A 13,429-nucleotide genomic window follows, 5' to 3' on the forward strand; every position below is an offset into this window, starting at 1 on the left:
GACGGAGGCGAGGCACTGACAACGGACCAGCATGCATCGCTTGCGCTGCGTGCGACTGGACAGCAAATGGTCCAGGTGGTCCGCGCGGCCGACATCACATTTGGAGACTAAACTCCGTATGAAACCACACTTCATTGTGACGCTCGTGCCCGGAGACGGCATCGGGCCGGAAATTGCATCCGCCCTCGTCAAAGTTTTCCAAGCGGCGTCGGTGCCGATCACTTGGGACCCCTACAATTCCCCCACGGATGATCGGAGCACCCTTAAAGCGATCGTGGAGAGTGCCCGGAAACATCGGTTGATGATCAAAGGGCCTCTTGCCACTCCGATCGCAGAAGGTCCGCGTTCCATTAATGTAACTCTCCGCTCCGCGCTCGGTCTCTATGCGAATGTGCGGCCGTGCAAATCATTCGCTGGGGTCGAGAGCCGATGGGACGGCGTGGAGCTTTTAATCGTTCGGGAGAACACCGAAGGGGCATACACTGGTATCGAGCATGATCGCGGTCAGGGAAAGGTAGAGGCGGTTAAAATCGTTACCGCGGCAGCATCGATGCGGATCGCCGAATACGCCTTCCGCGCGGCCAGCCACCGTCCTCGCCGCACACTGGCGGTCGCGCACAAAGCGAACATCATGAAGAAAGCCGATGGCCTCTTTCTGCAATGCTGCCGTGAGGTTGCCAGGAAATATCCGGCTGTCTCCTATCGCGAGATTCTCGTCGATAACTGCTGCCTGCAGTTGGTGCTCGACCCGCAACAGTTTGATGTCCTCCTTTTCCAAAATCTTTACGGAGACATCGTCAGCGATCTATGCGCCGGTCTGATCGGAGGGTTGGGCTTGGCCCCCAGCGCCAACATCGGCGCGGAATGCGCGATGTTCGAGGCGGTGCATGGCAGTGCGCCCGACATTGCTGGGCAAGGAATCGCAAATCCGGCCGCGCTGATTTTAAGCGGTGTGCTTTTGCTGCGGCATGTAAATTTGCATAGAGAGGCCAATCGGATCGAGCAAGCTGTCCGTTCCGTCATAGGACACCGTGAAGCAACGACCGGAGATCTCGGCGGCAACGGAACGACCACAAGCTTCACCAATGCCGTGATCGAGGCGTTGCACGAGCCCGCGAAGGAATCGCTCCTGCCCAGTTTGGCCGTGAGTGAATCGCCCTGGTGAGCTTTGAGCCAACCCGCATGGGCACACCAAACCAAAGGTCTGAATCCTGTCCTCAATCGTGAATTCGCTCACTGCCAAAAGACCGATCTTTCGTCCGAAACTCCTCGATTGCCTCCGCGGATACACCTCCGAACAGCTCTTCGCCGATTTGGTGGCGGGCCTCACAGTGGGAATCGTCGCGCTTCCGCTGGCGATGGCTTTCGCCATTGCTTCCGGAGTCAAACCGGAGGCCGGCATTTTTACCGCCGTTATCGCTGGCTTCATCATTTCCGCGCTCGGAGGTTCGCGAGTGCAGATCGGCGGACCGACGGGTGCCTTCGTCGTGATCGTTTATGGGATCATCGCCAAATACGGCGTCACCAATCTGGGCATCTGTACGATCATGGCCGGCTTTATGTTGCTGGCGATGGGTTTCACCGGGCTCGGTGCGGCGATCAAGTTCATCCCGTATCCGGTCACGATCGGATTCACCTCGGGTATCGCGGTGCTGATCTTCAGCACGCAGATCAAAGACTTCTGCGGACTGACCGTTGAGAAGGTGCCGGCGGAATTCGTGGAAAAGGTCAGAGTGCTTGGCGAGCATTTCAATACCCTGCAATGGCCTACGCTGGTCCTCGCAGTAACTTCGCTGTTGATCATCGTCTTGTGGCCTAAAAAGTGGGCGCGGCGAGTTCCCGGATCCATCGTCGCGCTGCTCTTCGGTACGACGCTCGTCATGATTTTCCAAATCCCGGTGGAGACCATCGGCACGCGCTTCGGCGGGATTCCTCAGGGGCTTCCGAAGATGCAATTGCCTGACCTATCCTGGCAAAACATCCACAACCTCTTCCAACCAGCGTTGACCATCGCATTGCTGTCGGCAATCGAATCGCTCCTGTCCGCCGTGGTTGCCGATGGAATGATCGATGACCGGCACGACTCCAATCAAGAGTTGATCGCGCAGGGGGTGGCCAACATTTTCAGCCCGCTTTTCGGAGGCATCGCCGCGACCGGCGCCATCGCTCGGACGGCGACCAACGTGAAGAACGGCGGACGCAGCCCGGTTGCCGGAATGACTCACGCCGTCACTTTGCTGGTCATCCTTCTGGTCGCGGCGCCCCTGGCTAAATTCATCCCGCTGGCGACCCTCAGCGCTGTGCTGGTCGTAGTGGCTTTCAATATGGGTGAGTGGCACCACTTTGCCCGATTGCCCAGATGGCCAAGAAGTGACGCGGCGGTGTTCTTGGCGGCGTTCGGCCTGACAGTGCTGATTGATCTGACCGTAGCGGTGGAAGTTGGAATGGTTCTGGCCGCAGTGCTCTTTATCAAGCGCATGTCCGAAACCACGCAAATCATCGCGGTGGATGAAAGTACCGAGACCGAAGGCTCGCAACATTCGCTGGTGGGCAAGGATGTGCCGGATGGGGTGCTCGTTTTCCGGGTATTCGGCGCGTTCTTTTTCGGCACGGCGGACAAGCTGGAAACTGCGCTCAAGCAGGCGCGGCAGGAGCCCAAGATTCTCATCCTCCGCATGCGCAAGGTGCTGGCCATGGATGCGACCGGCCTCAACGCGCTGGAAGATCTCTACGAGAAGATGCACAAGCGAGGCCAGTATTTGATCCTCAGCGCCCCACACACCCAACCTTACGCAACGATGATCAAAGCAGGATTCATCGACCAGATGGGTGAGGAAAACGTCTGTCCCCATATCGAAGCGTCGCTGCAGCGTGCGCGGGAGATTCTTGCGCTTTCGTCGGTGCCGTCCAGTGCTCCGTTGCATCCCGAAAGGAAAGCGCCGGAAGCGGTGCGCGTGGAGGTCGCCGGTACGCCGGAGCGTGCTGGCAAATTCCTCAAGCCGATCTCGCAGGGCGATAACGGTGGCCAAAAACCGTGATGGCAAACCGGGCCAGGAACCCTTTGACTTGATCATAGCCGATGGTGACACGCCGGCCATGGGTGGAATCGATCTCGTTACGAAGCTGCGATCCATCCGTTACCCGGCGGGAATCATTGTTTTCCTGACGAATATGAACAACGATTTGGTTCCGGGTTACGAACAGCTTGGGGTTAAAGGCATCCTAAAGAAACCGCTGGAACTTTCGGACCTGCGCCAATGTATGGAAACTCTTGGGGAAACCAAAGGGGCTCACGACAATGAACCTAAGAGACTGTGAAAAAGGGCCCGCGAATCACGCGAATGACACGAATGGAGTGTTTTTCATTCGCGTCATCTGTGTGATTCGCGGGCCCGAGACCTCGCTGGCGATTTCTTTCACAGTCTCTAAGTCGCCCGAACGCCCGCATGGCACATATTGCGGAGGGCAATTATTAGGCCGAAACCAGTTTGTTTCACCAGATTACCGGAACCGCGACAAACCAGCCGTTGAGCATCGGCGTCTCGCGATGCTACGCTCGTTTTCATGAGTAACCCCGCCTGTCCCATGTGCGAAATGAACGACGTTTTGGAGCACCCCGATCATTGGGAGTGCCTGACGTGCGGACATGAGTGGGCACATGAAACCAAGCCGGAGGAATTCGCCGGCCCGCGAGTCGTGAAGGACGCCTATGGAACAGTGCTGGCGGATGGGGATTCGGTGACCTTGATCAAAGATTTGAAGCTCAAGGGATCGTCGCAAGTCATCAAGGGCGGAACGAAGGCGAAAGGGATCCGCCTCGTGGATGGCGATCACGAGATCTCCTGCAAGATCGACGGGAGCGCCCTCTTCCTGAAGGCTTGCTTCGTGAAAAAGGCCTGAACGAACTCCCCGGCCGTTCTCGATCGTCAGTGCGCAGGCATTCCACCCCGGGGCCTGCGGCCATCGGGCGTTCCGCCGCGTACAATCGCTTCCAGACGGCGCGAACGTGGGGCGCCAGCAGGGTGAACTGGTTTCTTTCAATTCCGGTAAAGCCCAGCGGCTGCGCGTGGCGACGAGCGAAAGCCAGCAGCGGTCCCCGACCAGGATATCCACGGCCAGGCCATCTCTTTGGCCGACGCGGCGATCGGCTTCATTGTAGAGTGCGCTGTTTCGCCATTGGCTGGTAGTGAGCACATCAGAGATGCTGGTCGCGGTATGGTTGCGGCGCCGAGAGAAGGGGTTTTGCGTGGCGAATTGGCGCGCGGCTTCGTTGGCTGGAGCCGGCACGCTGCCCGCTTGCCGTGGCGAGATCTCTGTCAGCAGAGTTGATCCCCGTATTTTCACTTTATCTGCTGGCGCTAATTCCGCTACAACTCCCTCATGCCTTCCTCTGCCGAACCCTTTGATGGAGTCCTCACCGAAAAAGAATGGTCGAAAGCACGGGACAAGACCGGCCTCACCGGCAGCCTGACCGAAAAAGTCAGCATGGGCAAGGAGCTCACGCTCTTCCACAAGACGAAGGATGAAGCGGCGGCGACCCACCTCCTCGCCAAGATTGGCATCTACGAGCAGGCCTTAAAGACCAAGCATTCGAAGGACAAGTATTACGCCAAGTTGCTCAAGCTGGTCACCGAGCAGAAGGAGGCGGTGCAGGTCGGGATAAATATCTTGAAGAACGGGCCAGTCATCGCCGATCTGCGCAAGCGGCTGACGAAGCTCACCACCGGCTGGGCGGATCGGGTCAAAAACGACACGCAGAGCGGGGCGTCGGAAAAGGCGTTCAGGGATCGGCTCAAGGGCATCCGGGACCGCGTGACGGCCCTGATCGAAGAAGTCCCGGAGGGATCCTTCATCCTGAACCCGACCACCGTCGAGAAGGTCGTGCATGTGGAAAAGGATTGGGAACAATTCAAGGCTGATCTCCACACGGAAAAGACCCAGGATGATGATGACGACGAGGAGGGAAATGAGGGCGGCGCCACGACCCCGGCAGGCAAATACTGGGAGAAGACGATGGTCCCGTACATGACCGGCTTGATCAATCGTGCGCTCAGCAAGCATCCGGATTTGATGCTTAAGGGGCAGCCGGCGCAAGTCATCGCCGGGCTGTTGGGCGGAGTCCGCCAGAAGTTCGAGCAGACGTATGACGTCTACAAGATCAAGCCATTCCAGGATCATAAGCCGAATCCGGACGACAAGACCACGACCGAGGCGGTGAACACCGCGTGGACTCTCCTCGCAACGGCCGCACAAGCGGCTTCGGACAAAAAGGCCGACACAGAGTGGTTTCATTATGCGCCGGTTCCGGAGAAGACCGGTGGCGGCGGGGAGAAGAAGATCGCCTTCACCGGCACAGGCCCTGAACAATTTGATGACCAGAAGGCCTACGGCTCGCTGCTCATGAGACTCTCTGCCCTGAAGGCGGATGCGGGCGCGGCCGCGAAATTCCTCGGCGACAAGAAGCAACTCTCGGCGATCTTTCCCTACGAGATGTCGTATGGAAAGCATGAGGCCGTGCAGACGCCGAGCGTGGTCAATCTTCTCGGAGACCTCGGGAATGCGCTCTTTAACGAGATTACCAACCTGCGGCGGGATCTGCGCGGGCAGCCGCCCGCCATCGAATCCGCCCGCACCAGGTTCGGCCAACTCGAACAAACCGTGAACGGCCTTCACCTCCCGCGTCATGGCGAGACCGTGCAGAAAGCCGTGCGACTTTTCATCCTCGAGCCGCTGAAGCAAGAGATCACCGCGGTGGCGGGGAAATAGCCGCGCTGGAGCGGTGCATCACGGGATCAGAAAACCGAGCGAACCGGTATGGCGTCCGGGTGGATCGCGGTCTCCGAGCGCGATGGGTAACCCACTCGCGTGCGGCGGCTCGCTTCATTCCTTAATCCTTAATTTTTAATCGTTAATCGTTAATCCTTAATCCTTAATCCTCCCACTCGTAATGGCGATTAAGGATTAAGATTAACGATTAAAGATTACGAAAGGAACGCCTCCGGCGCGTCGTTTTATCATGCCGCTCGAAGATCGGTATCCCCGGCGCTGCGTTCACGCGCTTTAGTTTGCGGATTGCCGATGCCCAAGGATGCTTCATAATAGCGGACTCGAAATGACCCCGCTACCTGCTTGTATCGCCCCTTGCTGGCACATGGAATTCGATCGACTGGGCTGCCGTGGGTGGACACGTCCTTGAGCCACGGCCGTCTGAATTTCCACGTCGAGGCGCACGCCACTGGCTCCAGCGCCCGAGCCGGCACCTTCCGGACCGCGCACAGCCATGTCCTGACGCCGCTCTTCATGCCGGTCGGCACGCAGGCAACCGTCAAGGGGCAGCTCACGCAGTCGCTCGAAGACGCGGGCTCGCAAATCCTCCTGGCCAATACCTATCACCTGCTGCTTCGACCGGGGCCGGAAGTCTTCCGCCGCATCGGCGGCATCCACGAGTTCATGAGTTGGAGACACTCGGTGCTCACCGATTCCGGCGGCTTCCAGATTTTCTCGCTGCCGCACTCGCGGGCGATGACTGAGGAGGGGGCGGCGTTCAAGAGCTATCTCGATGGACGGACCATCCTGCTCAGCCCGGAGCTCAGCATCGAGACGCAGAAAGCCATCGGGAGCGACATCATGATGGCGCTCGATCAATGCATCCCCTCCACCGCGGATGCGGCCACGGCGCGGGCCGCACTTGGGATCACACAGCGGTGGGCGGCACGCAGCCTGGAGGCTCGCGGAGATTCGCCCCAGGCCCTCTTTGCCATCGTCCAGGGGGCGCTCTTCCCCGAGCTGCGCCGCGAGAGCGCGGCCGGTTTGTGCGAGATGCCCTTCGATGGTTTTGCCATCGGCGGACTCGCGGTCGGTGAAAGCCGGAGTGAACGACAGGACACCTGCGAACTAACCACACAATTTCTGCCGCAAGATCGCCCGCGCTATCTCATGGGCGTGGGCACGCCCCTCGACATCCTCGAAGCGGTCCATCGAGGCGTGGACATGTTCGACTGCATTATCCCCACGCAGGTGGCGCAGCGCGGCGGCGCCTTTACGTCGCGCGGCTTTCTGCAATTGCGGCGGGGCGTTTACAAATTCGCCGAGGCTCCTCTCGATCCCCTCTGCCATTGCCCTACCTGCACCCACTTTTCGCGCGCCTACCTGCATCATCTTACAAAGACGGGCGAGCACCTCGGCTGGCAGCTCATCGGGCAGCACAATATTTACTTTTACCACCAGCTCATGCGCGACATCCGGCAGAGCATCTTTGAGGATCGCTTTCTCGCCCTCTACCGGGAAAAGCGCGCCTTTCTGCATGAGCCGGACGCGGACCATCCCATCAAGAAGCAGAAGCCGCGACGCCAAATGGCCTTCCACCGGGGGAACTACGAGGTGCATCGCGCACCGGAAGGTTTCTGCAGCATCCGGCAGATTTCCTCGGGCGAGATCATGCATTCGCGCACGCCGCCGATGGTCGAGGCGCATCGCCTCTACATCGAACAGTCGGACCTCGCCGCGCGCCTGCAGATTTCCGCGGAAGAGAACACCGGCGCGAGCCCCGAGCCACTGGTCATTTGGGATGTGGGGCTCGGCGCGGCCGCCAATGCCATGGCCGCGATCCTTTGCTACGAAAGTCAGGCCGCCGCCGGGCCCGTCCGGCCCATGCATCTGATTAGTTTCGAAAACGACCTCGACCCGCTGCGCCTCGCCTTTCAGCACAATCGCGAATTCACCTACCTGCGCCACGCGGCCACCGCCGGTATTCTCGACGAAGGACGCTGGCAGTCGCCGCGACATCCCGGCTTGAGCTGGACTCTGGTGCAGGGCGATTTCCTCGCTTCCATCTCTCGTGCTCCCGCGCCACCGGATCTCATTTTCTTCGACATGTTCTCCAGCAAGACCGACGGCGCCCAATGGACGCTGAGTGCCTTCCGCGAGATTTTCGCCGCCTGTGCTGGCCGCGCCGCGGAACTCTTTACCTATACGTGCTCGACGCCGATTCGCGCCGCCCTGCTGGCCTCTGGATTCCACATCGCGCGCGGCTGCGGCACCGTCGATAAAACGGACACGACTATCGCCCTCACCCCGGCCGCGTTGCGAACATTGTCGCACCTTGGTTACGAATTGCTCGGCGCCGAATGGCTGGCCAAGTGGACCCGTTCCAGCGCCAAGTTCCCCGCCGATGTCCCCGCGGATCAGCAACCGGCGTTCGAACAAGCCATTCTCGGTCACCCCCAATTCCGACTTTCGCCCTCGATCTCAACCTGAACGGCGATCATGCATCCGGCCGAGATTGCCCAAAGCTACGACGCCATCGCCCATCGCTGGCTGGAGCCGCATCTCGAGAGCAATGGAATTCGCCAACACGAGCATGCTCTCCATTTCCGGTCGGGCGGCGGTGCGGCTTTGGATGTGGGTTCCGGATGCAATGGGCGCTTTATTCGGTTACTGGAGAGTCACGGATACATCGTCGAGGGACTTGATATCTCCGCGCAAATGATTGCCCTCGCGAAGGCGCGGAATCCCCACGTGACTTTTTACCACGAGGATGTGTGTGAGTGGGCGCCCAGCAGGCAGTATGATTTCATCACCGCGTGGGACAGCATCTGGCACGTGCCTCTCGCGCAGAGCGAGAATGTCCTGCGCAAGCTCTGCCGCGCTTTGGCTCCGGGAGGTGTTTTCATCTGGACGACCGCTGGGCTGGATGCCTCGGAGGAAAAGCGCGACTCCGCGATGGGACCACCCGTTTACTACAGCGTCCTCGGCACCCCAAAAACCCTCGAAATCATCGCTGCCGAAGACTGTGTCTGCCGGCATTTGGAATACGATCAGCCACCCGAAAAGCATCTCTTCCTCATCGCGCAAAAGGTCTAGTATGGCGAACTTGGGATGGCGCTTGGGTCGATCGCGATCTCCGAGCGCGATGATACAGAGCATGTGGCTCGCCTGCGTAGATTTTTTGACCGCGAATGGACGCGAATGGGTAGGAAGACGAATGCGTTTTCCGATTCGCGTTGATTCGAGTCCATCCGCGGTTTTTTAGTCCACACCAACCCCTCCACACTTCTTCTCTGCGTCTCCGCGACCTCTGCGTTTAAAAATTCTTCAGCCCGGCATCACTGCGTCCCCGTGCCGGGCGATCCAGTCTTTCGACCATTCCACGGCTTCCAGATGCATCCCGCAGAGCGGCGTGCAATGAAAGATCAGCCCTTCGATCTTACCTTGGTTCAACCATTCCAGACCGAGCCGGCATTGATGCTCCATTAACCCCAGGGGGATCGTTTTCTTTTCGCCGAAGTCCCACATGTAGATGCCCAGCAGTGTGCGCTTGCCGGGAGCGATTTTTTGATAAGCCGCGAAGTTATCTTCCAGCTTCGGTAAATCCCGCGCCTTCCATGTCCAGAAATAGACGAGATCCACGAGGTCGATGTGGCGCCGGATCGTCGGGCGCAACTGGTTCGAGTAGACGACGAGCGAGAGATCGAGCCGGCGGCCATTGACGGTCAGTTCCTTTCTCACCTGTTCGACTTGCGCGACAGTGAGATTGGCCGCGGCTCCCCCGCCTTCCGTTTTCGGAGTCGCATCGCCGATGAAGAAATCATCCATGTCCAGACCGACGAGATTGGGCGTCTTCCGAGCGAGGTCGAGCGCCTGCTGCAGCTTCTGCTCGGTGGTATAGTTCCTAGCCCCATCGACGAAGCTCCAGGTGAGTCGGCGGGCGTCGGCAAACTGCTTCACGTAATCGTCGAAAGGCGGCAATGGCGTGCCGGTGAAGCGCACCATGCAGACATTCGGAATGCCCATGTAGCGGAGGGCCACTCCGGGCGTCATGTCGTCGGGACCGCCGATGCCATAGCCTTTCTGGAGTGAGCCGGCGTCATGACCCCACATCCAAAGCCGATCGCGCAGAGTCCGGTCATAGGGAACCGGGCTGGCGAGGACGCGAGAATGGGTGAGGAGAATCGAGCCGGCTGCAGCGGTGCTCGCTCTGGCCAGAAATTGCCGACGCGATAGGAAACCGGGAGAGACTATTTCTGGTGGGCGAGGACTCACGGTTGTTCTAACTCCGCGCGCGCTCTTCCTTTAGCCTAAAAGCGGGATTGGGAATGGCCGCAAAAAGGCACAAAGGGCTCAAAAGGAAAATGTTCCTCGGCCCAGTGGGTGGCGCTCATGGACACCCGGCGGGCGAAACTGTCGTATTTTGCAAAGATCCGCTTTTGCGCTTTTTGTGCCTCTTTGCGGCCATTCATTCCTTTATTTAGGTTTAGAGACTGTGAAAAAAGTGCCCGCGAATTACGCGAATGACACAAATGGGCGTATTTTTCATTGGCGTCATCTGTGTGATTCGCGGGCCAAATAATCTCGCTGCCGCTTTATTCCACAGCCTCTGAGAGACAAATGGCGGGGACCCTGACGACGGTCGCTGGATACGGGAGCCGGCTCTTGCGCAGCGGAGGAACAACCGCCTAATGAATCCATGCCGAAACCGAAATCCAAAGCGTTTGCCCGCATCCGCGCGGAGGTCATCCGCCTGGTCGGCCTCATCCCGCCGGGCAAATTTACGACCTATGGGAGCATTGCCATTCACATGAATGTGATGGCGCGGCATGTGGCGTTTGTGATGAGCCGTTTAACCGAAGAAGAATCGGCGGAGTTGCCGTGGCACCGCGTGGTAAGTGCCGATGCGCGGATTAGTCCACGGATGGATGCGACCCTCGCGAAGTTGCAGCGCAAACGTCTGCGGAGCGAAGGAATGAAGATCAATGCCGCGGGTTACATCCAGGATGCGGACGATCATTTTTACGTCGTGGGTGTCCGACGGAATATTCGCTGGAGCAAGGAGTGAGGACTCCGGCAACAGCGACAGGTGCGGTCAAAGTGAAAGCGCTATAGCCGCTGCGCTCTACCGCCGCGCCGCCCCGAGAGTAACCCTCGAAACCAATTCCCGGTCGCGTGGCGGGTGCAGGGCGTGTGGCACCGGCATCGAGGAGGTATGGGACAAAGGTCCTATTTTGCCTGTGGAGCGATTCTGCGAAATTTATCATCTTCGCTTGTCCCTGCCGGCATATGAAGTTTTCCCTTCTTTCCGCCTTTCCGCCTTCCTGTTTCGGCGGGCCAAGGGTCGCTGGTGCCAGCATCCATCCGGTTTTTCCACAGCCCCACCGGCTTTCTGCGCAGATCCTCGCGATCCTGCTTTTCCGATGAGCGAGAACGCCACTTCCTCTTCCAGTGCGGACCCTCGGGTGCGGCTCGCATACGAACGTACTTACCTGGCCTTTGAACGCACGCAAATGGGCTGGGTACGCACAGCGCTGTCGTTCATTTCATTTGGCTTCGCCATCGCGAAATTCTTTGAGTGGGTTCGCGAGCAACATCCCGCAAACGGGCCGTTGCTGACTCCACGAGCCATTGGCCTGCTGATGATCGTTTGCGGACTGGCGGCGCTCCTGTTGTCCGAATTGCAACATCGCCGCGCGCTGAAGGTCATCCGAAAAGAATGCCCGGGTCTTCCGCCATCGCTGGCGGGCGCGACTGCGGCGTTCATCGCGGTGCTTGGCATTCTCGCCCTGCTGGGGGTGCTGCTCCGCCAATGATGGCACCAGCCAAAGCCGGTCGATCCCGAGTTCACCATGCCCCGGACAGACAGGAATACTGACAAGAGGACGACCACCGCGCAGCGATGGCGTTTTCCACTGCTGCAAGGCCTGTTGCCTTTCGACAAGGCGCGCCTCGGGCCGGACATTATGGCCGGCATCACTCTCGCCGCGCTCGGCATCCCGGAAGTGATGGGCTATACCAAGATCATCGGCACACCGGTGGTCACCGGACTTTACACGCTGTTGTTGCCGGTGTTGGTGTTCGCCGTTTTGGGCTCGTCGCGACATCTGGTCGTCAGCGCCGATTCGGCGACGGCGGCGATGGTGGCGGCTGGGTTGGTCTCGTTGTCATTCACCGCCAACACGCCGAGGTATGTCGCCCTGACCAGTTTGGTCGGGATGGTGGCTGGTGGAGTTTTGCTTCTCGCCAGAATTCTGCGGCTGGGATTTCTCGCCGATTTCCTGTCGCGCACCGTGCTGGTGGGATTTCTTTCCGGCGTCGGCGTTCAGGTGGCCTTCGGCGAATTGCCCGGAATGCTGGGCATCGAGAAGGGCGGGCACGGAGTCGTCCAGCAATTGCTCTTCACATTTGACCACCTGCCGGAAATGCACCAGGCGACGTTGTTCATCGCCCTGGCGGTGCTGGCGATCATCGTGGGATCGGAAGTGCTGACACCACGCTTTCCGGGGGCATTGCTGGCGGTGATCGGAATGACGGTGGCCAGCGCGTATTTTCATTGGGGCGAGAACGGCATCAAGATCGTGGGCGAAGTGCCTGGCGGACTGCCACACCTCGGATTACCGGAGGTGACCTGGGGTGACGTGAAGCTGATTCTGCCCATCGCCCTCTCCTGTTTCATCGTTATCCTGGCGCAAAGCGCGGCTACCTCCCGCGCTTATGCGTTGCGTTACCGGGATCAATTCAACCAGAACGTCGATCTGGTCGGCTTGTCGCTGGCCAATGTGGTCGCTGGTTGCAGCAGCACGTTTGTCGTCAATGGCAGCCCCACTAAAACCGCGATGGTCGACGGGGCTGGAGGCCGCAGCCAATGGTCGCACCTCACCACCGCGGTGGTGGTGTTGCTGGTGCTGCTCTTCCTGACGAAGCCCCTGAGTTTCCTCCCCAACGCGGTTCTCTCCGCCATCGTCTTCATGGTTGGCGTCAAACTCGTGGATTACCGGGGCCTCGCGGATATCCGTCGCAAGATGCCGCAGGAGTTTGCCGTCGCCCTGGCCACCGCCGCCACGGTGATCCTTTTCGGGGTCGAGGATGGGATCATCCTCGCGGTGGTTCTGTCGTTGCTGCAACATGTCCGCCGGAGTTATCGGCCGCGCGCGGGCGTCATCGTCCGGGATGACGTCGATCATTGGCGATTGGAGGAGGCAGCGCCGGGCAGGATGATTGAGCCCGGGTTGGTCATGTTTTGGTTCGGCTCGGATTTGTACTACGCCAACGCGGGATTCTTTGCGGCGCAGGCCCGGGGGATCGTCCGTGAGTCGCCGACGCCGGTGCGCTGGTTCGTCATCGATTGCGGCGCGATTACCGGCATCGATTATTCCGCCGGCCGCGCTCTGGCGGACCTGCAACAAGACCTGGCCCAAGCGGGCATCGTCCTCGCCCTGGCCCGTGTTCAGGAGAGACATCAAGGCGACCTGGAACAGATGGGGTTGACCAAACTGATCGGTGAAAACCGGCTCTTTGATTCGCGGCACGAATGTTTGCAGGCCTACCGACTGGAGGTCGAGACCAAGGGCCCTCCCGCAAAGCTCTAGAGGTTGGATCACCTCGATGCGCGGATCCGCCCGAGGATGGATGCAGCGCCGGCGCTGGCGCTGCGAAGGGA

General features: G+C 59.5%; 12 protein-coding genes. 10 read left to right on the forward strand and 2 right to left on the reverse strand.

Annotated elements, in window-relative coordinates; all coding sequences use genetic code 11:
• Positions 1-118: 118 nt before the first annotated feature.
• From CFE428DRAFT_RS18160 to CFE428DRAFT_RS18190, 7 genes are all read left to right on the forward strand, one after another.
• The gene (locus tag CFE428DRAFT_RS18160; protein ID WP_006981082.1) at positions 119-1,165 is read left to right on the forward strand and encodes an isocitrate/isopropylmalate dehydrogenase family protein; all 1,047 of its coding nucleotides are present in this window, start codon (positions 119-121) and stop codon (positions 1,163-1,165) included.
• Positions 1,166-1,223: 58 nt separating this feature from the next.
• A complete protein-coding gene (locus CFE428DRAFT_RS18165; RefSeq protein WP_006981083.1) occupies positions 1,224-3,038 on the forward strand; it encodes a SulP family inorganic anion transporter in 1,815 nt (604 codons plus the stop codon).
• Entirely contained in the window at positions 3,022-3,318 is a 297-nt protein-coding gene (locus CFE428DRAFT_RS18170; protein WP_006981084.1) for a response regulator, read from the forward strand. The genes CFE428DRAFT_RS18165 and CFE428DRAFT_RS18170 overlap by 17 nt, the downstream gene beginning before the upstream one ends.
• Positions 3,319-3,564: 246 nt before the next feature.
• Positions 3,565-3,900 carry a zinc ribbon domain-containing protein YjdM gene (locus CFE428DRAFT_RS18175; RefSeq protein WP_006981085.1) on the forward strand — a complete coding sequence of 112 codons (336 nt, stop codon included), beginning with the start codon at positions 3,565-3,567 and terminating at the stop codon, positions 3,898-3,900.
• Between the two features lie 480 nt (positions 3,901-4,380).
• The gene (locus CFE428DRAFT_RS18180; RefSeq protein WP_006981086.1) at positions 4,381-5,766 is read left to right on the forward strand and encodes a hypothetical protein; all 1,386 of its coding nucleotides are present in this window, start codon (positions 4,381-4,383) and stop codon (positions 5,764-5,766) included.
• A gap of 414 nt (positions 5,767-6,180) precedes the next feature.
• On the forward strand, positions 6,181-8,256 hold the full coding sequence (gene tgt / locus CFE428DRAFT_RS18185) for a tRNA guanosine(34) transglycosylase Tgt (protein WP_006981087.1): 2,076 nt from the start codon (positions 6,181-6,183) through the stop codon (positions 8,254-8,256).
• A gap of 9 nt (positions 8,257-8,265) precedes the next feature.
• Positions 8,266-8,862 carry a class I SAM-dependent DNA methyltransferase gene (locus tag CFE428DRAFT_RS18190; protein ID WP_006981088.1) on the forward strand — a complete coding sequence of 199 codons (597 nt, stop codon included), beginning with the start codon at positions 8,266-8,268 and terminating at the stop codon, positions 8,860-8,862.
• Between the two features lie 231 nt (positions 8,863-9,093).
• Here CFE428DRAFT_RS18190 and CFE428DRAFT_RS18195 read toward each other — a convergent pair whose 3' ends face one another.
• Positions 9,094-9,879: a hypothetical protein gene (locus CFE428DRAFT_RS18195; RefSeq protein WP_006981089.1), complete on the reverse strand. Its 786-nt coding sequence runs from the start codon at positions 9,877-9,879 to the stop codon at positions 9,094-9,096.
• 197 nt (positions 9,880-10,076) lie between these two features.
• Positions 10,077-10,238, reverse strand: a complete 162-nt coding sequence (locus CFE428DRAFT_RS38455) for a hypothetical protein (RefSeq protein WP_006981090.1) — start codon at positions 10,236-10,238, stop codon at positions 10,077-10,079.
• A 227-nt stretch (positions 10,239-10,465) separates the two neighbouring features.
• On the opposite strand from CFE428DRAFT_RS38455, the gene CFE428DRAFT_RS18200 reads away from it, so the two are divergent.
• From CFE428DRAFT_RS18200 to CFE428DRAFT_RS18210, 3 genes are all read left to right on the forward strand, one after another.
• Positions 10,466-10,834 (forward strand): MGMT family protein, encoded by a 369-nt coding sequence (locus CFE428DRAFT_RS18200; protein WP_006981091.1) that lies wholly within the window; start codon positions 10,466-10,468, stop codon positions 10,832-10,834.
• Between the two features lie 355 nt (positions 10,835-11,189).
• On the forward strand, positions 11,190-11,582 hold the full coding sequence (locus tag CFE428DRAFT_RS37515) for a YidH family protein (protein ID WP_006981092.1): 393 nt from the start codon (positions 11,190-11,192) through the stop codon (positions 11,580-11,582).
• 36 nt (positions 11,583-11,618) lie between these two features.
• Positions 11,619-13,358: a SulP family inorganic anion transporter gene (locus CFE428DRAFT_RS18210; RefSeq protein WP_006981093.1), complete on the forward strand. Its 1,740-nt coding sequence runs from the start codon at positions 11,619-11,621 to the stop codon at positions 13,356-13,358.
• Positions 13,359-13,429: the final 71 nt, after the last annotated feature.

The sequence above is a fragment of the Chthoniobacter flavus Ellin428 genome, assembly GCF_000173075.1.
Lineage (GTDB): Bacteria > Verrucomicrobiota > Verrucomicrobiia > Chthoniobacterales > Chthoniobacteraceae > Chthoniobacter > Chthoniobacter flavus.